The organism is Acidovorax sp. GW821-FHT09B03, assembly GCF_059418305.1.
Map to the genome: position 1 here is coordinate 125,977 of NZ_JBWKPP010000013.1, position 19,560 is coordinate 145,536.

Here is a 19,560-nt window from a genome sequence, read left to right on the forward strand (position 1 = left end):
GGCTAGATCGCGAACAGCAGCACCCGCCCGCCCGTGGGCGACGGCGGGGGCAGCAGGATGCGGCCGATGTCCGGCACTGCCGCCATCAGCTCCTGGGTGTAGGGGTGGCGCGGCGACGACAGCACCGCGTCGGCCGGGCCCACCTCCACCAGCTGGCCGCGCTGCATCACGCCCACGTGGTCGCACATGTGGCGTACCACCGCGAGGTTGTGGCTGATGAGCAGGTAGGTCAGGCCCAGCTCGTCCTGCAGGTCGCGCATGAGGTTGAGCACCTGGGCCTGCACCGACACGTCGAGCGATGAGGTGGGCTCGTCGCAGACGATGAACTCAGGCCGGCTGGCCAGCGCCCGCGCGATGGCGATGCGCTGGCGCTGACCGCCCGAGAACTGGTGCGGGTAGCGCAGCCCGTCGTCGGGTGACATGCGCACGCGGCGCAGCGCATCGGCCACGCGCTCGCGGGTTTCCTCGCGGCTGGCGGTGAGGCCCAGCACATGCAGCGGCTCGGCGATGATGCGGTCCACACGCCAGCGCGGGTTGAGGCTGGCATACGGGTCCTGAAAGATCATCTGGAAATGCCGGCGCAGCAGGTCCGCGCCGCGCGGGTCGGCCCAACGGTCGATGCTGTTGATCAGCACCCGCCCCGCCGCGGGTGGCGTGAGGCCGGCGATCATGCGCGCGACAGTGGACTTGCCCGAGCCCGACTCGCCGACCAGGCCGAAGGTGGTGCCGCGCGGGATGTCGAACGACACGTTCTGCACCGCCTGCACCACGCGCGGTGCCTGCCGGGTGAGCGTGCGCACCAGCCAGCTGGCCGAGGTATCGAAGTCGCGCGACAGCCCTTGCACCTGCAGCAGCAGGCGTGGCGCCAAGGGGCGCGGCTTGCCCGGCAGCGGTGCGGCGGCCGTCGCCCGCGGGGTGGATGCGACCAAGGCCAGGTGGGGCGCGGGGCCAGGCGCGCCGGGCTCGGCCACCGACGGCGCGAAGGCGGCCGCGATGTCCGAACCCACCTCGGGCACCGGCAGGCGCCGCACGCGTCGCTGCAGCGAGGGGATGGCGCCCATCAGGGCCCGCGTGTAGGGCGCGCGCGGATGGTTGAGCACGGCGTGCACGCTGCCGGTCTCCAGCACCCGGCCCTGGTGCATCACCATCACGCGGTCGGCGGCCTCGGCGATCACGCCCATGTCGTGGGTGATGAGCATCACGGCCGTGCCGCGCTGCTGGCACACGCGCCGCAGCACGCGGATCACCTGGGCCTGCACCGAGACATCGAGCGCGGTGGTCGGCTCGTCGGCGATCAGCAGCGCAGGCTCGGCGCACAGGGCCAGGGCAATCGCCACGCGCTGGCGCATGCCGCCCGAGAACTGGTGCGGGAACTGGTCGATGCGGGCCGCCGGGTCGGAGATCTCCACGTCAGCCAGCCACTGCAGCGCCCGCTCGCGCGCCTGGGCGGCCGAGAGCGGCAGGTGCACGCGCAAGGTCTCCACCAGGTGCTGGCCGATGGTGAGCACGGGGTTCAGGCTGGTCAGCGGGTCCTGGAACACCATGCCGATGTGCCTGCCGCGCAGGGCGCGCTGGTCTTCGCCGCACAGGGTGTCGATGCGCTCGCCGCGCAGCAGCACCGAGCCGGCGCTGATGCGCCCCGGCGGCGCGATGAGCCCGATGACGGCATTGCCCGCCATGGACTTGCCGGCCCCGGACTCCCCGACCACGCCCAGGATTTCGCCCGGCGCGATGTCGAACGACACGCCATCGAGCACCTGGACGGGCCCGCGGTGGCTGTCGAACACCACGCCCAGGCCGCGTACGCTCAAGGTCGGTGATTCACGGGCGGAGGCTTTGGTGGGCAGCGACGAATCGGTCATTGGAGCTTGGGGTTGAGCGCGTCGCGCAGCCAGTCGCCCACGAGGTTGACGGACAGCGCCAGTGCCAGCAGCACCAGGGCCGGGAAGAACAGGATCCACCACTCGCCCGAGAACAGGAAGCCCTGGCCCACACGGATCAGCGTGCCCAGCGAAGGCTCGGTGGGCGGCAGGCCCACGCCCAGGTAGGACAGCGTGGACTCGGCCACGATGGACAGCGCGAAGCTGATGGTGGCGATCACCAGCACGGGGGCCAGCAGGTTGGGCAGGATGTGCAGCACCAGGATGCCGCTGCGCGAGCGCCCGATCACCTGCGCGGCAAGCACATAGTCCTTGTGCTTTTCGACCATGACGGCGCCGCGCACCGTGCGTGCGTACTGCACCCATTCCGACAGGCCCAGCGAGAGCACGATCACATACACCGCCATGTCGTCGCGGTAGTTCTCCGGCAGCACGCCGCGTGCAACGCCGAAGATCAGCAGTGCCACCAGCAGCACCGGAAAGGTCAGCTGCACGTCGGCCACGCGCATCACCAGGGTGTCGAACCAGCCACCCACATAGCCCGACACCAGGCCCAGCGGCACGCCGATGGCCAGCGACAGGCCCACCGCGGCGCAGCCCACCAAGAGCGACTTGCGCAGCCCGTGCAGGATGGCCGAGTACATGTCGCGCCCCTGGTCGTCCGCCCCCAGCGGGTAGACCATGCCCGAAGGCCCGGCCTGCCCTGGCGGCGTGAAGGCATCGAGCAGCTCCAGCACCGCGGGGTCGAAGGGGTTGTGCAGCGACAGCCAGGGCGCGAACACCGCTGCCAAAAGCAGGGCCACCAGCACCAGCAGGGCCAGCTGCACCGTGCGCGAGCGCGCCAGCGCGCGCAGCACGGGCGAATCGGAATTCCGCCAGGGCGTGCGCAGCCGGGGCAGGGAAAGCGGAGTGCTCATGGAAATGTCACCAGAAAGAGGATTCACTGGCGCCGCAGCCGCGTGTCCACCAGCAGGTAGACGAGGTCCACCACCACGTTGATGGCGACGTAGAGCACGGCGATGAGCAGCAGGTAGGCGGCGATCACCGGCACGTCGACCGCCTGGATGGACGAGATGAACAGCAGGCCCACGCCGGGCCACTGGAACACCGTCTCGGTGACGATGGCGAAGGCGATCAGCGAGCCGATCTGCAGGCCGGTGATGGTGACCACCGGCACCAGCGTGTTGCGCAGCGCATGGCGCAGATGGATGCTGCGCCACGGCAAGCCCCGGGCCTGCGCAAAGCGCACGTAGTCGCTGCGCAGGGCCTCGAGCATTTCGGCGCGCACCAGGCGCATGATGAGCGTGAGCTTGAACAGCGCCAGCGTGCACACCGGCAGCACCAGCGAGGCCCAGCCCGACGCTGTGAGAAAGCCTGTGCTCCAGCCGCCCAGCGCCACGGTGTCGCCGCGCCCGAACGAAGGCAGCCAGCGCAGCTCCACCGCGAACAGGTAGATGAGGCCGATGCCGATCAGGAAGGTGGGCAGCGACACCCCCACCAGTGACACCGCCATCAGCGCGCGGCTGAGCCAGCCTTCGCGCCGGATCGCGGTGTACACGCCCAGGGCCACCCCGGCGCCCACGGCCAGCAGGCCGGCCACCAGGGCCAGCTCCAGCGTGGCCGGCAGGCGCTCGGCGATCACGGCCGTCACCGGGCGCTTCAAGCGGTAGGAGATGCCGAACTCGCCCTGCCCTACCTGGCCCAGGTAGCGCAGGTACTGTACGGCCACGGGCTGGTCGAAGCCCAACTCGGCCAGCACCGCCTGGCGGTCGGCCAGCGAGGCATCCTCGCCCAGCAGGCTCAGCGTGGGGTCGCCGATGTGGCGAAACACCAGGAAGGCGATGAAGGAGACGGCCAGCAGCACCAGGACGGACTGGCCGGCACGGCGCAGCAGCAGTTGCAGCATGGGACCGCGCCGCTCAGCGCACCGCCTTGTAGTACTTGAAGTGGATGGCGCCCGAGGGGTTTACCGGAATGTCGAAGCGCCGCGCCATTGCGAAGGTCAGGATCTGGTGGTGCAGCGGCAGGTAGACCAGGTCCTTCTGCACCTGGGTCCAGATGGTCTTGATGGTCGCGTCGCGGGCCTTGGTGTCGCCCTCGGACGCCAGCGAGAGGATTTTCGCGTCCAGATCGGGGTTGCTGTAGCGCGTGGCGTTGGTGGCGCCGCGCGAGGCCTTGCCCCGGGTGTGCACCAGGTAGTCGAAAATATAGGCCGCGTCGTAGGTGGGCACGCCCCAGCCGTAGAGGTAGAAATCCGTGTCCTGATTGTTGATGGCCGCCGACTGGATGGCCAGCGGCCGCGCCACCACCGAGACCTTGACCCCCGCGCGGCCCAGGAAGCCCGCCACGGCCTGGCAGATGGCCTCGTCGTTGATGTAGCGGTCGTTCGTGCAGTGCAGGGTGATGCCGAAGCCGTTGGGGTAGCCGGCCTCGGCCAGCAGCTTCTTGGCCTGCGCCGCGTCGGCCTTGCCCACCACGTCGAAGGCCTTGTCGTAGCCGTGCACGAAGGGCGGCGAGACAATGTTGGCCGGCACCGACAGGCCGCGCATCACGGCCTTTTGCAGCGCAGCCCGGTCGATGGCCAGCTGGAAGGCCTGGCGCACGCGCAGGTCGGCCAGCGGGTTCTTGTCCTTCACGTCCGAGTACCTGAGCGGCTCGGCGCCCACGTTCAGCCCCAGGAAGATGGTGCGGTTCTCGGCCGCCTGGGTCACGCGCAGCTTGCTGTCGGCCTGCAGGCGTGCGATGTCCTGGATTGGGAGGTCCTGCACGAAGTCCACCTCGCCCGAGAGCAGTGCCGCCACGCGGGTGGCCGGCGCCTTGATGGGCAGGTACACCAGCTCGTCGATGCCCAGCGGGAACTGCCCGCGCCCCCAGTAGCCCGGGAACTTGCGCAGCACCGTGCGCGCATCGGGCTCGCGCGAGACCAGGGTGTAGGGTCCCGTGCCATTGACATTGCGCGTGGCGTAGGTCTCCTCCTTGGCCGAGGCGTTCTGCGGCTGCTCCACCCCGTTGGCCCGGGCCCAGGCCTGGCTCAGGATCTGGATGTTGGTGAGGCTGCTGGGCAACAGCGGGTTGGGCCCGCCGCCGGTGGTGATGTGCACGGTGAACGGGTCGGCCTTGGCCACGCCGGTGATGGACACCAGCAGTGACTTCATGTCCGAGGTGGGCGCGCGCGCCCGCTGCAGCGAGAACACCACGTCGTCGGCCGTGAGCACGCTGCCGTCGTGGAACTTCACGCCCTTGCGCAGCCGGAACTCCCACACCTTGGGATCGGCCGTGGGCTTCCACGACTCTGCCAGCGTGGGCTGCAGCGAACCGTCGGGCGCGCGGATCAGCAAGGGCTCGTAGACCTGGTGCAGCAGCGCATGGTTGGGGCCGTTGTTGAGCGCGTGCGGGTCGAGCGTGGAGGCATCGACCGAGCGCGCCCAGCGCAGAGTTTCGGCGTGCAGCAGTGCGGGCGCGGCCAAGGCGGCGGTACCCAGCGCAATGGCCAGGGCCAGGGGGCGGATCATGGGGAAAAGTCCTCTCGACAATGCAGTGGCAGGCCGCGGATGGCCTGCGGTGCGTGCATTGTTTCGGGGCGCACCCGCCCTGGCAACGCAGAAAACCGGCTAAGCAAACACGAAGTTCATGCTTGGCCGGCGGCGCTCACGCCGGTGGCGCAAAGCGCTGCTGCAGCAGTGCGAACACCGCACGCAGCGCCTGGGCCTCGCCGCCCTTGGGGCGGCCGGGGCGCTCCTCCTGGTTCCAGGCGAACAGGTCCAGGTGCAGCCAGGGCGTGCCCGCGGGCACGAAGCTTTCGAGGAACAGCGCCGCCGTGATGGCGCCGGCCAGCGGCGCGCTGGCGGCATTGGCCAGGCCGGCGCTGCCGGACTTGAGCATGGAGCGGTAGGGCTGCCACAGCGGCAGGCGCCACACCGGGTCGGCCACCTGCTGCGCGCTGGTGGCCAGGTCCCGGGCCAGGCCTTCGTCGTTGCTGAAGTAGGCTGGCAGGTCGGGGCCCAGTGCCACGCGTGCGGCACCGGTCAGTGTGGCCAGGTCGATCACCAGCGCGGCGGCGGGACCCGCCTCGGGCCGCAGTGCATGGTGCAAGGCGTCGGCCAGGACCAGGCGGCCCTCGGCATCGGTGTTCTCGATCTCCACCGTGGTGCCGTTGCCCGCGCGCACCACGTCGCCCGGCCGCAGGGCGCCAGCGCCCACGGCGTTTTCCACCGCCGGCACCACCAGCGTCAGGTGCACGGGCAGGCGCGCACCGATGACCAGTTCGGCCAGGGCCAGTGCATGGGCCGCACCGCCCATGTCCTTCTTCATCCAGCGCATGCCGGCGGGCGGCTTGAGGTCGAGCCCGCCCGAATCGAAGCACACGCCCTTGCCGACGATGACCAGGCGCGGCGCGGCCGGGTCGCCCCATTGCAGCTCGGCCACACGCGGCGCGTCGGCCGCGGCGCGGCCCACGGCATGCACCAGGGCGAAGCCGGCTTCGGACAGCTCATCGCCTACCCACTGGCGGTACTGCGCGCCATGGCGCCCGGCCAGGGCCTGCACCTCGCCTGCCAGCTCTGTGGGGCCGAGCACATTGGGCGGCGCGTTGACGAGGCGGCGCACCTGTTCCACCGCGCGCACCAAGGGCTGCACTGCCTCGCGAACGGAGGCCGGCAGGGCCAGGCGGGGTGTCTGGGCGGCGTCCTTGCAAGCGGCCAAGGCACCCAGCGCCCAGCCCAGGGCGCGCAGCGCCTGGGCATCGGTGGCTTCGCCGTCGGCACCGGACGCCACGGTATAACGCCCCGCCGGCAGGCTGGCCGGCAATGCCGCGAGCTGCCACAGAGGTGCAGCGGCCTCCACGCCCACCAGCACGGCGGCCAGGCGGCCATCGGTGCCGGGTAGCCACAGGGCCCGGCCCGGCTGGGCTTCAAAACCGTGGGCCTGGGCCCAGGCTGCATGGGCAGGTGCTTGCGTGGCCCAGAAGCCGGCCAGCCCGGCGGGCTCCAGAAGGTGCAGGGGCACGGGTGCATCGGCACCCGCGTCGGGGGAAATGTCGTAGAAGAAGGCGGAGGGTTCGGACATATCGGATGGGCTGGGAAGAGAAATCGGGCTGTCGTCGGTCCACCGGCATGAAGGCCAGGCCGGACCGAAAGCCACGGTCGAGATGGTAGCCGTCCGATGCCCCCGTTCTGAACGTCCGTCTCAGGCCGCAGCGGGCACCAGGCGGATGCCGATGTCACCCTCGCGCTCGAGCTGCTCGACCAGGCCCAGCTCCCAGGCCAGGTAGGCGCGAAAGCCCGCGTCGCGTGCGGCCAGGTCGCGGTGGTGGTAGGGGCTGAACCAGTAATCGTCCTCGCCCGTGAGCACGCCCTCGGGACCGCGCCCGATGGGCAGGCCGGCGGCCACCCAGGCCTGGGTGCCGCCCGTGATGGCGCGCACGTCGCGCCCGGTGCGCGCCTTCAGCTCGGCGGCCACGCTCTGCGCCAGCACACCGTCGGATGAGGTGAGCAGCACCGTGCGCCCCGCCGGCTCATCGGCCAGGAATTCCTGCAATCGGTCGGGCACGGCAAAGCGCGCGGCCTCGATGTGCAGGCGCTCGAATGCGGCGCGGCGCTCCACGTCGAACACCAGGGCCCCCTCCTGTGCCCGCTGGGCAGCCTGGCGGGCCGACACCGCGGGCGCCGCAGGCTGCGAGCGCAGCACGCGCACCGGCTCGCCCCCGGTGACCACCGTGGCGCCCGCGGGCGGGCTGTAGACCAGCACCTCCAGGCCGCCGAGCTGGGCAAGCCAGGCCCCGGTGGTGAGGGCGCGCACACCGTCCCAGTCGGCCAGCACCAAGCGGGCGCGGCGCGTGCCCAGGTACTCGTCGGTGGCCTGCACCAGTTGGCCGCCCGGTGCCCAGCGCCAGCCCTCCAGGTGGCCGGTGGCATACTCCTCGCGGGTGCGTACGTCGAAGCGGTACAGGGTGCGTTCGTTCGCCGTGGCCTCCAGCAGCGCCAGGTCGAGCGCGTCGATGCGGCGCACCCCGGCCCGCTCGGCCACATGGGCGGCGCGCGTGCGGGCATCGGCCAGGCCCTGTGGCCCGGGCTCCGGCAGGGGCGAGGCCCGGCCATGCGACAGCGTGCGGCCCGAGAGCAGCCAGGCCATGGTGCCGTCGCGCAGCGACACCACGGGATTGGGGATGCCCGCATCGATCAGCGTCTGCGCGCCCACGATGCTGCGCGTGCGCCCCGCGCAGTTGACGACCACCAGGGTGTCCGGGCTGGGCGCAAGTTCGCCGATGCGGTAAACCAGCTCGGCGCCCGGCAGGCTGTGCGCGAACGGCAGGCTGAAGTCGGCGAACTCCTCGGGCGTGCGGCTGTCCACCACCACCAGGTCGTCGCCCCGCTCGATGCGCTGCTGCAGGTCGTCGGCATCGATGCTGGGCGTGTGCTTTTGCACCTCGATCACCTCGCCGAAGGCCTTGCTGGCCACGTTGCTGCCGCTGAAGACCTCGTAGCCCGCGGCTTCCCAGCCATCGGTGCCGCCCTGCAGCACCGATAGGTTGGCCCAACCCAGCCGCAGCAGCTTGAGCGCCGCCTGGTGGGCCAGGCTTTCGTCGGCATCGACCAGCACGATGCGCGTGCCGCGCCGCGGCACTAGCCGGTCGATCAGGCCCTCCAGCCGCCACAGCGGCGCGGGCGCGGCCCACAGGATGTGGCGGCGCACGAAGACCCCGGCCTCGCGCACGTCCAGCACGGCGATCTCCTCGCCGTCGGCCAATGCCGCCTTGAGCGCGGGTGGCGTGATGGCCGCATGGCGGATCGATGTCGGTGGCGGGAAGGTGCGGTAGCTGCCGCCCTCGGTGCCTTCGAAGACCACGCGGCCGTGCAGACGGTCCAGCCCCAGGCCGTAGAAGTGCAGGTGCAGGCCCGGCTCGTCGCCCACGAGCTCGATGGTGTGCACGTCGGCGGGCGAGAGCGTGACGGACACGCCGCGCACCACGTCCACCGTGCGATCTGCGCTCAGGCGGTCGCGCCCGGGCTCGTTCGTCACCTCGCGGCGGTAGAACACGTTGCGCTCGTTGCCCGCCACCCCGGCGATCAGCGCCCAGGTGGTGTGGTCGTGCGGCGGCTGGAACTTGCCAGGCAGCGCCGCCGAGGCGTAGAGCGCAAAGTGGCCGTCCAGGTCTTCGAACAGCCGGTAGACCTGCGCGGGGCGCTCGGCCGACACCGGGAAGTGGTCCGCAGGGAACAGGCCCTTCTGCAAGCCCAGCTCCTGCAGGGCGACGGCCACGGCGCGCAACTGCTCTGCCGTGGGGCGCACGGGGTCGGGCAGCAGGCGGCGGGCGGTGCGGATGAAGCCCGCGACGGCATGGCCGCGCTGGCTGGCCAGGTCGCTGCCACTGAAATCGAGGCGGATGTCGGTCTGTGTCATGGGGGAGGCCCGCGCATGCGCGGCGGGTGGGGTGAGAAGGGTGGCCCCACCTTAGGCGCCAGGGCAGGCGCCCGGCAACGAAGCAAACCGCCTATGGATATGCACTGGCGCCGGCGCCGCGCTGCCTGGCAGCTGCCGACTATCGATATTCGGAAAGCTTCGTTCACGGCCGGGGCCTGGGCTCCTACGCTCGCTCCATTCCATCTGCCCCTGCGGCGGAGCCTTTTCGCAGTGCCATCGCCGGCGCTCGCCTCCCCACCCTGCCCCACCCGATTGCCATGAACAAACGCCACCTCCTGCGCGCCCTGGGCGCCACCGCTGCCGCCGCTGCGGCCCTTGCCGGCCTGCATGCGCCCCTGGCCCATGCCGCCGACGTGAAGAGCTTCCCCTCCAAGACCGTGCGCATCGTGGTGCCCGTGGCCCCTGGTGGCAGCGCCGACAAGCTCACCCGCACCCTGGCGGAAAAGCTCAGCGTGCTGTGGGGCCAGAGCGTGGTGGTGGAGAACGTGGCCGGCGCCAGCGGCACCATCGGCGCGGCGCGCGTGGCCAAGGCCGCGCCCGACGGCTACACCCTGCTGCAGCAGGGTGAGGGCATCACCCTGAACGGCATCCTGTTCAAGGAGCTGCCCTACGACACGCAAAAGGCCTTCACCCCCGTGATCAAGGCCGTGGTCAACCCGCAGATCCTGGTGGTGAACCCCGGCACCGGGCTGAACAGCTTCGCCGAATACCTGGCGCGTGCCAGGTCGCAGCCCGAGAGCATCAGCCTGGGCCTGCCCGGCAACGGCGGCATCGCCCACGTGGCGCACGAGATCCTGGCGCAGGAGACCGGCGCCAAGGTCAACTACATCCCCTATCCCGGCGGCGGCCCGGCCACCCAGGACGTGCTGGCCGGGCACACCAATGCCACCTTGATCACGCTGGCTGCGGTGACCGAGTTCGTGCGCGCCGGGCGACTGCGCGCACTGGCCGTCACCACCAGCTACCGCTCCGCCGCGCTGCCCGACGTGCCCACCGTGGCCGAGGCCGGTGGCCCCGCGGGCTTCTCGGTGGAAAGCTGGCAGGGCTACTTCGCCCCGGCGGGCACTCCGCCCGAGGTCGTGGCCAAGATCAACCAGGACATCCAGACCGTGCTCAAGGCCCCCGACGTGCGTGCCAAGCTCGAAGACCTGGGCTTCAAGATCGCCGGCGGCACGGCCGCCGACCTGGCGGCCAGCCTTCAGGCCGAGCAGCCCCGCTATTCGCGCGCGATCAAGACCGCCGGGCTGAACCTGCGCTGACGGACCTGCCCCGTGACCGACCTTTCCAGCACCCCTGCCACCACCGCTCCCTGGATCGCCGCGCTGGAGCAGCTCATCGCCACCCTGGCTTCCACTGCCGCCGAGCGCGACCGGGCCGGCGGCTCCGCACTCCATGAACGCCAGCTGCTGCGCGCAAGCGGCCTGCTGACGCTGGCCATTCCGCGCCGCTTCGGCGGCCAGGAGCTGCCCTGGCCCGACATCCACCGCATGGTGCGCAGCATCGCGGCGGTGGACAGCTCGCTGGCCCACCTGTTCGGCTTCCAGCACCTGCAGGTGGCATCGGTGCTGCTGTTCGGTTCGGCAGCCCAGCAGGAGCACTACCTGCGCACGGCCGTGCAGGAGCGCTGGTTCTGGGGCAATGCGGTGAACGCGCGCGACACCCGCCTGGCGGTGGCAGCCCACCCCGATGGCTACGTGCTCGACGGCATCAAGGCTTTCTGCTCGGGCGCGCGCGACTCGGACGTGCTCAACCTGTCCGTCACCCTGGGCCAGCACCCCACCGACCGGATCTTTGCCGTCGTCCCTACCGCCCGCGCGGGCATCACGATCAACGACGACTGGGACAACATGGGCCAGCGCCAGACCGACAGCGGCTCCGTGCACTTCGACAACGTGGTCGTGCGCCGCGACGAGATCCTGGGGCCGCCCGGCGTGGCCTCCTCGGCCCGTTCCACCTTGCGCAACCTGATCGGCCAGCTGGTGCTGACCGAGATCTACCTGGGCAATGCCCAGGGCGCGCTGCGCAACGCGGTGGAATATGTCGCCAGCCATGTACAGCCCTGGGCCATGGCCGGCGTGGAAGCGGCGGCGGACGACCCGGTACTGCAGCTCAATGCCGGTGACCTGTGGATACAGCTGCGCGCGGCCACCACATTGGCCGATGTGGCGCTGGAGCGCTTTCAGGCGGCCTGGGACGCGGGCGATCAGCTCACCGAGGCGCAGCGCGGCGAGCTGGCCATCGACATCGCCGCGGCCCGGGTGCAGGCAGGCCGCACGGCGCTGGCCGTGACCTCGCAGATCTTCGAGCTCGTCGGCGCCCGCGCCACCGCGCGCCAGTACGGCTTCGACCGCTACTGGCGCAACGTGCGCGTACACACCCTGCACGACCCGCTCGACTACCGCCAGAAGGCGGTCGGGCGCTGGCTGCTCACGGGCCAGGTGCCCGATCCCTACGGCTACGGCTGAAACCGCGCAGGTCCTGGCCCGCCTTCCCGTCACCTTTCCCAACCGCTCAAAAAAATGCAAATCAACCGCCGCCAATTCAACCTGGGCCTCGGCCTTTCCGGCCTGGCCCTGGGCTCGGCCCCCCTGTCTGCCGCTGCCGCGCAGAAGATCGTCATCGCCGAGAGCCAGGGCTTCAGCTGGGCCATCCCCTACCTGGTTTCCAGCAAGAACCTGTGGAAGAACTACGGCATCGACGCCAGCACGCTGCAATTCACCTCGGGCCGCCTGGCCTTTGATGCCGCCGTGAGCGGCAAGGCCCAGTTCGCCACCACCACCGACAGCGTGGTCGGCCTGGCCGGCGCCAATGGCGTGCAGTCCGTGATCGTGGCCGAGTTCACCCGCCTGTCCAGCGGCATGGTGGTGGTGGCACGCACCGACCGCGGCATCGACACGCCCGCCCAGCTCAAGGGCAAGCGCGTGGCCACCACGCTGGGGTCGAGCGGCCACTTCTTCCTGTCGCGCTACCTGTCGCTGCACGGCCTCACGCTCAAGGACGTCACCGTCGTCAACCTGCGCGGGCCCGACGCCGTCACCGCCATCACCCAGGGCGGCATCGATGCCTTCGCCTGGGGCTGGGACGCCGGCCAGCAGGCCATCACCAGCGCGGAGGGAAAAGTGCGCCAGTTGCGGGCCGATGGTTTGGAGAAGGTGTTCCTAAGCCACTATGTGCTCAGCGCCAGCGAAGAACTGGTCAAACGCGACCCCAAGCTCGTGGAATCCGCCGTGCGCGCCCTGCTGGACGCGGAGAAGTTCTACCGCGGCAACACGGCCGATGCGGTCGGCCTGGTGGCTGAACGCACCAAGACCTCGGTCGAGACGACCAAGGAGGGCCTCTCCAACGTGCAGATCGGCGTGCGCCTGGACGACCGCCTGATCGACGACCTGGTGCTCAACGGCGAATGGGCCATCGAGGCCGGCCTGGCGCAGCGCCCCAAGGAAGACCTGCGCCAGCTGTACAAGCGCCTGGTCTACCCCGACGCGCTGCGCGCCGCCGCGCCGGACCGCGTCAGCCTTTCCCGGTGAGCGCGGTGACGACCGGCGCCGCCGTGCGCATCCGCGAGGTGTCGCAGCTATACGCCTCGGCCTCGGGCCAGATCCACTGGGCGCTGAGCGACGTGGGCCTGGACATCGCCGACGGCGAATTCGTCTGCGCCATCGGCCCCAGCGGCTGCGGCAAGACCACTTTGCTGAACATGATCGCGGGCTTCCTGCAGCCCACGCTGGGCAGTGTCGAGGTGCATGGCCAGGCCATCCAGGGCCCGGGGCCCGACCGGGGCGTGGTGTTCCAGGAGTACGCGCTCTTCCCCTGGCTGTCGGCGCGCCGCAACGTGGAGTTCGGCCTCAAACAGCAGGGCCTTTCGAGGGCTGCGCGGCGCCAGAAGGCCGATGAACTGCTGGCCCTCACAGGCCTGGCGCATGCGGCCGACCGCTTTCCCTTCGAGCTCTCGGGCGGCATGCGCCAGCGCGTGGCGGTGGCACGCGCGCTGGCCACCGAGCCCAAGGTACTGCTCATGGACGAGCCCTTCGCGGCCATCGACGCACTGACCCGCGCCAGCCTGCAGGACGAATTGCTGCGCATCTGGCAGAAACTGGGCCTGTCGGTGTTCTTCATCACCCACAACATCGAGGAGGCCGTGTTCCTGGCCCAGCGCGTGGTGGTGATGAGCCCGCACCCGGGCCGCATCCAGCGCATCGTGAAGATCGACCTGCCCTACCCCCGGGACCGCGGCGACCCGGCCTTCGGTGCCGTCTACGCGCAGATCCACGAGGCCTTTGCCGACATCGCCCAGGAGGCCACGGCATGAGCGCGCTGCCCGAAACGATTCTGCGTGCCCCGGGTGGCACGGCCCCAACCGCGCCCCGCCCCGCAGCGCAAGCCCCTGGCGACAAGCAGCAGGCCGAACGGGATTTCGTCGCGCGCGAGCGCGGCCGGCGCCTGAATGCGCTGCGCTGGCAGGTGCTGCTCGGCATCGCCGGGGTGCTGCTCTTCCTGGCCGTCTGGGAGATTGCGCCGCGCATCGTGCCGGGCGTGAACCCGAAGATGTTTCCGCCGCCCTCGCACATCGCCTCGGTGTTTGCCGACATGACCTGGGGCAGCGGCGAGATCTGGCCCCATGTGGGGGCCAGCCTGCAGCGCGCCCTGTGGGGCTTTCTGCTGGGTTCGTCCCTGGGCATCGTGGCCGGCGTGGCCACCGGCCGCAGCAGGCTGCTGCGGCACCTGAGCGATCCGGTGATCCACGGGCTGCGCTCCATCCCGGCGATTGCCATCGTTCCGCTGGCCATCGTCTGGTTCGGCCTGGGCGATGTGTCCAAGGTGGCGCTGATCGCCTGGGGCACTTTCTTCCCGGTGTGGCTCAACACCTTCATCGGCGTGCGCGACATTCCGCCGGTGTTCATGCGCTCGGCCGCCTCCCTGGGTGCCAGCCGCCTGGCCGCCGTCACGCAGGTGGCCCTGCCCGCCGCCCTGCCCTTCGTGTTTGCGGGGCTGCGCCACGCGACCTCGGTGGCCTTCGTGGTCGTGGTGGCGGCGGAACTGGTGGGTGCCGAGAAGGGCCTGGGCTTCCTCATTTCGTTTGCGCACCTGGTGTTCCGCGTGGACATCATGTTCGTGGGCCTGATCTACCTGGGAGCCATCGGCTTCGTGGCCGACCAGTTCTTCGCCTGGCTGGTGCACCGGCTGTTCCCCTGGTACGGAGCGGAGGCGCGGCGGTGAGCAGCGTTTCCTCGGCCACCGTGGCCGACCTCGTCCTGACCGGCGGACATGTGCTCAGCATGGTGCCGGGCGCCGCGCCGGCCCAGGCCTTGGCGATTGCCGGCGATCGCATCGTGGCCGTGGGCAGCGACGAAGAGGTCCTGGCCCTGCAGGGCCCGGGCACGCGGCGCATCGACCTGCAGGGGCGCACGGCTGTTCCGGGCCTGATCGATGCCCACGCCCACATGGAGCGCGAAGGGCTCAAGACCCTGCGCCCCAGCCTGGCCCATGCGCGCAGCATTGCCGACGTGCTGGCCATCGTGCGCAGCGAGGCCCGCAAGGTGCCCCGGGGGCAATGGATCATTACCATGCCGGTGGGGCAGCCGCCCTACTACTTCGGCGGCCCGGCGACCCTGGCCGAAGGGCGCATGCCCGACCGGCACGAACTCGATGCGGCGGCACCCGACCACCCGGTCTACATCCCCGGCCTGTTCGGCAACTGGGGCGTTCCGCCCGGGCACAGCGCGCTCAACACCCTGGCACTGCAGCGCAACCACATCACCGCCGACACTTGCCCCGATTGCGCGGGCCTGGACATCGTGCTGGGCCCCGACGGTGCGCCGAACGGCGTCATCGTCGAGACCAACAAGCGCCCGGCCATCGAGTTCTCCATCCTCACCCAGGTGCCGCCCTTCTCCTTCGCCGACCGGCTGGAGGGCCTGCGCCGCTCGCTGCCGCTGTACCACGCCTGCGGCACCACCAGCATCTACGAGGGGCATGGCTCCGCCCCCGAGACGATTGCCGTCTACCGCGCGCTTTGGGAGCAAGGCGGCCTGAGCATGCGCACCCGCCTGTGCGTGAGCCCGACCTGGGGCAACGTGGCCGAGGCGAAGCTGGCCATGCGCGACTGGCTCTCCTACGCCCGGGGCAAGGGCAGTGGCGACCCCTGGCTGTCCATCAGCGGCATCTACCTGGGCTTGGGCGGCCAGGCGGCCACGGCCAAGGCGGTGCGGCGCGCCCTGCCCAATACCGGCTGGACGGGCTTCGTGGAGTGGGCCAACCGCATCGAGGACTTTGGCGAGCAGGCCTGGCTGGCGGCCGAGCACGACCTGCGCGTGCACAGCGTGGTGGTGGACCGGCTGGCCGAGGTGCTCGACGTGTTCGAGCGCATCGATGCCCGCTTTCCCCTGGCCGGACGGCGCTGGGTGGTGGAGCACATCGGGCGCGTGCAGGCCGCGGACATCCCCCGGATCATCGCGCTCGGGCTGCAGGTCACGACGATACCCATGTACATGCTCTGGAAGAACGGCGCCACCTACCTCGACGAACCCGATGGGGGCAACGGCTTCCTGCCCCAGCGCAGCCTGCTGGAGGCCGGCATCGCGGTTGCAGCGGGGAGCGACAACATCCCCATCTCCCCTTTCAGCGCGGCCTGGGCCTCGGTGGTGCGCAGCGAGCGCACCACCGGCCGGGTGATCGGCGCCGGCCAGCGGCTGACCCGCCTGCAGGCACTGCAGACCATCACGCGCAACGGGGCCTTCCTCAGCTACGAGGAAGGCGCCAAGGGCACGCTGGAGGCCGGCAAGTGGGCCGATGTCGCCGTGCTGTCGGCCGACCCCCTGGCCGTGCCCGACGAAGAGATCGCGCTGATCCGGTCGGACCTCACCCTGGTGGCTGGGCGGACGGTGCACGAGACCACCCGCTGACCTGCTCTGGCTAGTGCATGCAACACATAAGCATGCACACAAATCTTCGTTGGCCGGGGTGCCCCGCCACCGTAGATTGCCCGTACCCGTCACTTTCCAGATTCCGGAGTTGTCCCCATGCTGTCTTCCTCCCGCACGCCCGGTGCGCGCACCCTCTTTCGCCTGAGTGGCCTTGCGGTCTCGCTGCTGCTCACCGGTCTGGCCAGTGCCGCCGACCTGAGCATCGGCTTCATGCCCGGCCCGTACCGCGATGCGTTCACGAAGGGCATCGAGCCGCTGCTCAAGAAGCAGGGCTACACCATCAAGTACGTGGAGTTCAGCCAGGGCGTGCAGCCCAATGATGCGGTGGAGCGCGGGCAGATCGATGCCAACATCTTCCAGCACTCGCTGTACCTGAACGCCACCAACAAGCAGCAGGGCTTCGACCTGGTGCCCGTGATCCACGTGCCCACGCCGCCCATGGGCCTGTACTCGCAGCGCCACAAGACACTGGAGTCGGTGCCCGACTGCGCCACCGTGACCCTGCCCGCCGACCCGGTGAATGCCGCCCGCGCGCTCAATATCCTGGCCGCCATCGGCTGGATCGAGCTCAAGCCCGACGTGAACCCGATCACGGTGTCCGAGCGCGACATCGCCACCAACCGCAAGAAGCTGCGCCTGGTGCCCCTGGACGCCGCGCAGGCACCGCGCTCGCTGGCCGATGCGGACCTGGCCGCCGTGCAGGGCAACTTCGCCGTGGCGTCCGGCCTCAAGCTGACCGATGCGCTCAAGCAGGAGAACATGACCCTGCCCTACGTGAACGTGGTGGCCGTCAAGCGCGGCAACGAGAACGCCAAGTTCGCCCGGGACATCGCCCAGGCCTACCAGTCGGCGGAATTCCAGCAGGTCTTCAAGGCCAACCCGACCTGGGCAGGCTACCGGCTGCCGGACTATTTCTCGAAGTAAGCAAAGGACAACGGCCTGGCACCCTGCCAGTGCCCATGCCATGCCCTTCGCGCTGCACCTTGCCGACTATGTCCAGGCGCTCCCGTCGTCTCCCTTGGCGCACCTGGAAGGCCTTCCCCCCTGGGAATGGACCAGCCAAGCCCAGGAGATCGTGCAGGGCTTGCTTGCGGCGCTGCCAGGCGATGAATTCGCCATCGAGGGAGACATCGCCTGCCACCGCGGCGCCAGGGTGGAGGATGGCGCCGTGCTGAAAGGCCCGCTGGTCCTTGGCGCCCGGTGCCTGGTGGCATCCGGTGCCTGCCTGCGCGCAGGCAACTGGGTGGGCGACGACTGTGTGCTGGGGCCGGGAACGGAACTCAAGTCGTCGTTCCTCTTCGCGCAGAAAAAACTGGCGCACTTCAATTTCGTGGGTGACTCGCTGATCGGCAGCGGTGTCAACCTCGATGCGGGCAGCGTGGTGTGCAATTTCCGCAATGAGCGCGCGGACCCCGAAGTCCGGGTTCTCAGCAATGGGGTGCTTCACCCCACCGGCAAGCACAAGTTCGGCGCATTGATCGGGGACGGCGCCCGGATCGGCGCCAATTCGGTGATTGCGCCCGGGGCCCTGGTGCGCCCCCGCACCGTGGTGGCTCGCCTGGAGCTGCTGGACCAGGACCCTCCATATGATGGATCAACCGTTGGCCCCGCCGCCGGCACCCCGGCGCATTTTCTTCGCGTCGGCCATGCAGGCCGCATAGTGCCAGGCGGCAATATTGCTGTTGGAGCGTCGGGCCTTCTGCTCGTAGATGAGCTCCACCATCGGCAAGAGGTCGGGTTGGGCGGCCATCAGCCGTTTCATCTGCTGTTCACTGACCCCGGCATCGGCCTTCTGGGCGATGGTCAACACCAGATCCCGATAGCCTTCGCAGGCCTGGCGGTCGTCCTTCGGAATCGCGTGGACAGGAAGTGCCAGCAGGACCAAGGCAACCCACACCGGGCCAGGAAACCGCGTCCCTTCGCCGCTAGTCTTCGGCGGCATAGCCCGTCAGCTCCAGCAGGGTGGCGACAAACGCATCGTGGGAGGGGAGTGCCTTGCGGCCCGCGGCCACCGCTCGCGGCGCCTGCACCGGCTGGCGGGCCGTCGCAGCGGGCAGCACGAGTAGCTCGAGTTCCGGCGCCTCCCCCGCATCCATCTTGAATGGCAGGCCAGCGGGCAGTGCCAGCCATTCCCCGGCTTCGCAGAACACGGCGCTGTGGCCCTGCTCCGACTCCAGGTAGACCAGCAGGCTGCCTTCGACCACCCGGAGCACGAGCACGCCATTGCCATCTGCCTGGTGGCGGCTCCATTCGCCCCACCGGGCCTGCCAGGAACCCGCCTGCAGCGGCAAGCGGATGCACTCTGCGGAGTCCGTTCCCCGCGCGCGCTCGGGCAGCGGCAGATTGCTGTCGTCCTGGCGGCCGAAATCGGCGCCCAGGGCACGCAGGTGCAGCTTCAGCAGGCTGTCGCAGACATGGGTGGTCCCCCAACTGCCGTGCACGTCGAATGCGACCAGCGCGCCCATCGCGTGCCTGCCCTTACTGCAGGAAAGCTGGTTTGGCGTAGCCGCGGAACTTGCTGTCCACCACGGCCTGGAAGTCCTTGGAGCGGTAGGCCTCCACCAGGTCCTTGGCCCAAGGCGCTTCCTTGTCGGTGCGCTTGACGGCCACGACATTGAGGTAGTGGTCGGGCGTCTTCTCCAGCGCCACGGCCTCGGTCAGCTTCAGGCCCGAGGAAATCGCGAAGTTGCCGTTGATGATGGCGTATTCGGTATCGCCAAGCGAGCGCGGCAGCTGGGCCGCTTCAAGCGGGATGAACTTGAACTTGCGCGGGTTCTGCTCGATGTCCTTCTCGGACGCGCGGATCGGGTCGATCCCGGACTTGAGCGTGATCAGCTTGTTCTGCTCCAGCAGCACCAGCGCCCGCGCCAGGTTGCTCGGGTCGTTGGGCAGGGTGAAGCGGTCGCCGTCCTTGGCCTCGGCCAGGGTCTTGCGCTGGGTGGAGTAGACACCCAGCGGCGCGATCGGGCCCTGCACCAGCTCGACGATGTCGAGCTTCTGGTCGGCCGCGAACTTCTTGAGGTACACCAGGTGCTGGAAGAAGTTGGCGTCGAGCGAGCCCTGGGCCAGCGCCAGGTTGGGCTGTACGTAGTCGTTGAACTCGACCAGCTTGACCTTGTAGCCCTTCTTTTCCAGGATGGGCACGATGCCCTGCTTGAGCTGGTCGATGTTGGAGCCGGCGGTGCCGCCGATGGTCAGCTCCTTCTTGGCCGCCTGGGCGCTGGCCTGCAGCGGCACCAGCACGCCGGCGGACAGGGCCAGCAGCGACAGGGAGAGGACGGAACGGCGGAGCAATGCGTTTTTCATGGGAATACGGGAGAAGAATGGGGAAAGAAGGG

General features: G+C 69.9%; 16 protein-coding genes. 7 read left to right on the top strand and 9 right to left on the bottom strand.

Translation table 11 applies throughout. The features are described from left to right. Positions 1-2 precede the first annotated feature (2 nt). The 6 genes from AC07PA_RS21695 to AC07PA_RS21720 all read right to left on the bottom strand — a co-directional run bounded on the left by AC07PA_RS21695 (position 3) and on the right by AC07PA_RS21720 (position 9,278). On the bottom strand, positions 3-1,862 hold the full coding sequence (locus tag AC07PA_RS21695) for a dipeptide ABC transporter ATP-binding protein (protein WP_494608820.1): 1,860 nt from the start codon (positions 1,860-1,862) through the stop codon (positions 3-5). Then, positions 1,859-2,797 carry an ABC transporter permease gene (locus AC07PA_RS21700; protein WP_494608819.1) on the bottom strand — a complete coding sequence of 313 codons (939 nt, stop codon included), beginning with the start codon at positions 2,795-2,797 and terminating at the stop codon, positions 1,859-1,861. Before AC07PA_RS21700 ends, AC07PA_RS21695 begins: the two co-directional genes overlap by 4 nt. A gap of 23 nt (positions 2,798-2,820) precedes the next feature. Further along, positions 2,821-3,786, bottom strand: a complete 966-nt coding sequence (locus AC07PA_RS21705; RefSeq protein ID WP_494608818.1) for an ABC transporter permease — start codon at positions 3,784-3,786, stop codon at positions 2,821-2,823. Positions 3,787-3,799: 13 nt separating this feature from the next. Then, positions 3,800-5,392 carry an ABC transporter substrate-binding protein gene (locus tag AC07PA_RS21710; RefSeq protein ID WP_494608816.1) on the bottom strand — a complete coding sequence of 531 codons (1,593 nt, stop codon included), beginning with the start codon at positions 5,390-5,392 and terminating at the stop codon, positions 3,800-3,802. Positions 5,393-5,528: 136 nt separating this feature from the next. Continuing rightward, positions 5,529-6,944 carry a leucyl aminopeptidase family protein gene (locus AC07PA_RS21715; RefSeq protein ID WP_494608815.1) on the bottom strand — a complete coding sequence of 472 codons (1,416 nt, stop codon included), beginning with the start codon at positions 6,942-6,944 and terminating at the stop codon, positions 5,529-5,531. A gap of 120 nt (positions 6,945-7,064) precedes the next feature. Beyond that, positions 7,065-9,278 carry a rhodanese-like domain-containing protein gene (locus AC07PA_RS21720; RefSeq protein ID WP_494608814.1) on the bottom strand — a complete coding sequence of 738 codons (2,214 nt, stop codon included), beginning with the start codon at positions 9,276-9,278 and terminating at the stop codon, positions 7,065-7,067. Positions 9,279-9,556: 278 nt separating this feature from the next. On the opposite strand from AC07PA_RS21720, the gene AC07PA_RS21725 reads away from it, so the two are divergent. From AC07PA_RS21725 to AC07PA_RS21755, 7 genes are all read left to right on the top strand, one after another. After that, positions 9,557-10,558 carry a tripartite tricarboxylate transporter substrate binding protein gene (locus AC07PA_RS21725; RefSeq protein WP_494608813.1) on the top strand — a complete coding sequence of 334 codons (1,002 nt, stop codon included), beginning with the start codon at positions 9,557-9,559 and terminating at the stop codon, positions 10,556-10,558. Between the two features lie 12 nt (positions 10,559-10,570). After that, positions 10,571-11,764, top strand: a complete 1,194-nt coding sequence (locus AC07PA_RS21730; RefSeq protein ID WP_494608812.1) for an acyl-CoA dehydrogenase family protein — start codon at positions 10,571-10,573, stop codon at positions 11,762-11,764. A gap of 54 nt (positions 11,765-11,818) precedes the next feature. Further along, positions 11,819-12,826: an ABC transporter substrate-binding protein gene (locus tag AC07PA_RS21735; RefSeq protein ID WP_494608811.1), complete on the top strand. Its 1,008-nt coding sequence runs from the start codon at positions 11,819-11,821 to the stop codon at positions 12,824-12,826. Then, complete coding sequence (locus tag AC07PA_RS21740; protein WP_494608810.1) at positions 12,823-13,608, top strand: ABC transporter ATP-binding protein; 786 nt, start codon at positions 12,823-12,825, stop codon at positions 13,606-13,608. The genes AC07PA_RS21735 and AC07PA_RS21740 overlap by 4 nt, the downstream gene beginning before the upstream one ends. Beyond that, positions 13,605-14,516, top strand: coding sequence for an ABC transporter permease (locus tag AC07PA_RS21745; protein ID WP_494608809.1), 912 nt, complete (start codon positions 13,605-13,607; stop codon positions 14,514-14,516). The genes AC07PA_RS21740 and AC07PA_RS21745 overlap by 4 nt, the downstream gene beginning before the upstream one ends. Further along, the gene (locus AC07PA_RS21750; protein WP_494608808.1) at positions 14,513-16,201 is read left to right on the top strand and encodes an amidohydrolase; all 1,689 of its coding nucleotides are present in this window, start codon (positions 14,513-14,515) and stop codon (positions 16,199-16,201) included. Before AC07PA_RS21745 ends, AC07PA_RS21750 begins: the two co-directional genes overlap by 4 nt. Before the next feature lie 117 nt (positions 16,202-16,318). After that, the gene (locus AC07PA_RS21755) at positions 16,319-17,146 is read left to right on the top strand and encodes a MetQ/NlpA family ABC transporter substrate-binding protein (RefSeq protein WP_494608807.1); all 828 of its coding nucleotides are present in this window, start codon (positions 16,319-16,321) and stop codon (positions 17,144-17,146) included. A gap of 670 nt (positions 17,147-17,816) precedes the next feature. Here the strand turns inward: AC07PA_RS21755 and AC07PA_RS21760 are convergent. From AC07PA_RS21760 to AC07PA_RS21770, 3 genes are read right to left on the bottom strand one after another with little or no spacing between them, the layout of a single operon-like run. Further along, on the bottom strand, positions 17,817-18,107 hold the full coding sequence (locus AC07PA_RS21760) for a hypothetical protein (protein WP_494608806.1): 291 nt from the start codon (positions 18,105-18,107) through the stop codon (positions 17,817-17,819). Between the two features lie 40 nt (positions 18,108-18,147). After that, positions 18,148-18,687, bottom strand: coding sequence for a hypothetical protein (locus AC07PA_RS21765; RefSeq protein WP_494608805.1), 540 nt, complete (start codon positions 18,685-18,687; stop codon positions 18,148-18,150). A gap of 13 nt (positions 18,688-18,700) precedes the next feature. Then, entirely contained in the window at positions 18,701-19,528 is an 828-nt protein-coding gene (locus AC07PA_RS21770) for a MetQ/NlpA family ABC transporter substrate-binding protein (RefSeq protein WP_494608804.1), read from the bottom strand. Positions 19,529-19,560 lie beyond the last annotated feature (32 nt).

Excerpts from the sequence above, each read along its gene's own strand:
- AC07PA_RS21705 (WP_494608818.1), bottom strand. The coding sequence starts at position 3,786 with ATGCTGCAACTGCTGCTGCGCCGTGCCGGCCAGTCCGTCCTGGTGCTG.
- AC07PA_RS21765 (WP_494608805.1), bottom strand. The coding sequence starts at position 18,687 with ATGGGCGCGCTGGTCGCATTCGACGTGCACGGCAGTTGGGGGACCACC.
- AC07PA_RS21735 (WP_494608811.1), top strand. The coding sequence starts at position 11,819 with ATGCAAATCAACCGCCGCCAATTCAACCTGGGCCTCGGCCTTTCCGGC.
- AC07PA_RS21715 (WP_494608815.1), bottom strand. The coding sequence starts at position 6,944 with ATGTCCGAACCCTCCGCCTTCTTCTACGACATTTCCCCCGACGCGGGT.
- AC07PA_RS21720 (WP_494608814.1), bottom strand. The coding sequence starts at position 9,278 with ATGACACAGACCGACATCCGCCTCGATTTCAGTGGCAGCGACCTGGCC.
- AC07PA_RS21695 (WP_494608820.1), bottom strand. The coding sequence starts at position 1,862 with ATGACCGATTCGTCGCTGCCCACCAAAGCCTCCGCCCGTGAATCACCG.
- AC07PA_RS21710 (WP_494608816.1), bottom strand. The coding sequence starts at position 5,392 with ATGATCCGCCCCCTGGCCCTGGCCATTGCGCTGGGTACCGCCGCCTTG.
- AC07PA_RS21755 (WP_494608807.1), top strand. The coding sequence starts at position 16,319 with ATGCTGTCTTCCTCCCGCACGCCCGGTGCGCGCACCCTCTTTCGCCTG.
- AC07PA_RS21770 (WP_494608804.1), bottom strand. The coding sequence starts at position 19,528 with ATGAAAAACGCATTGCTCCGCCGTTCCGTCCTCTCCCTGTCGCTGCTG.
- AC07PA_RS21725 (WP_494608813.1), top strand. The coding sequence starts at position 9,557 with ATGAACAAACGCCACCTCCTGCGCGCCCTGGGCGCCACCGCTGCCGCC.
- AC07PA_RS21700 (WP_494608819.1), bottom strand. The coding sequence starts at position 2,797 with ATGAGCACTCCGCTTTCCCTGCCCCGGCTGCGCACGCCCTGGCGGAAT.
- AC07PA_RS21745 (WP_494608809.1), top strand. The coding sequence starts at position 13,605 with ATGAGCGCGCTGCCCGAAACGATTCTGCGTGCCCCGGGTGGCACGGCC.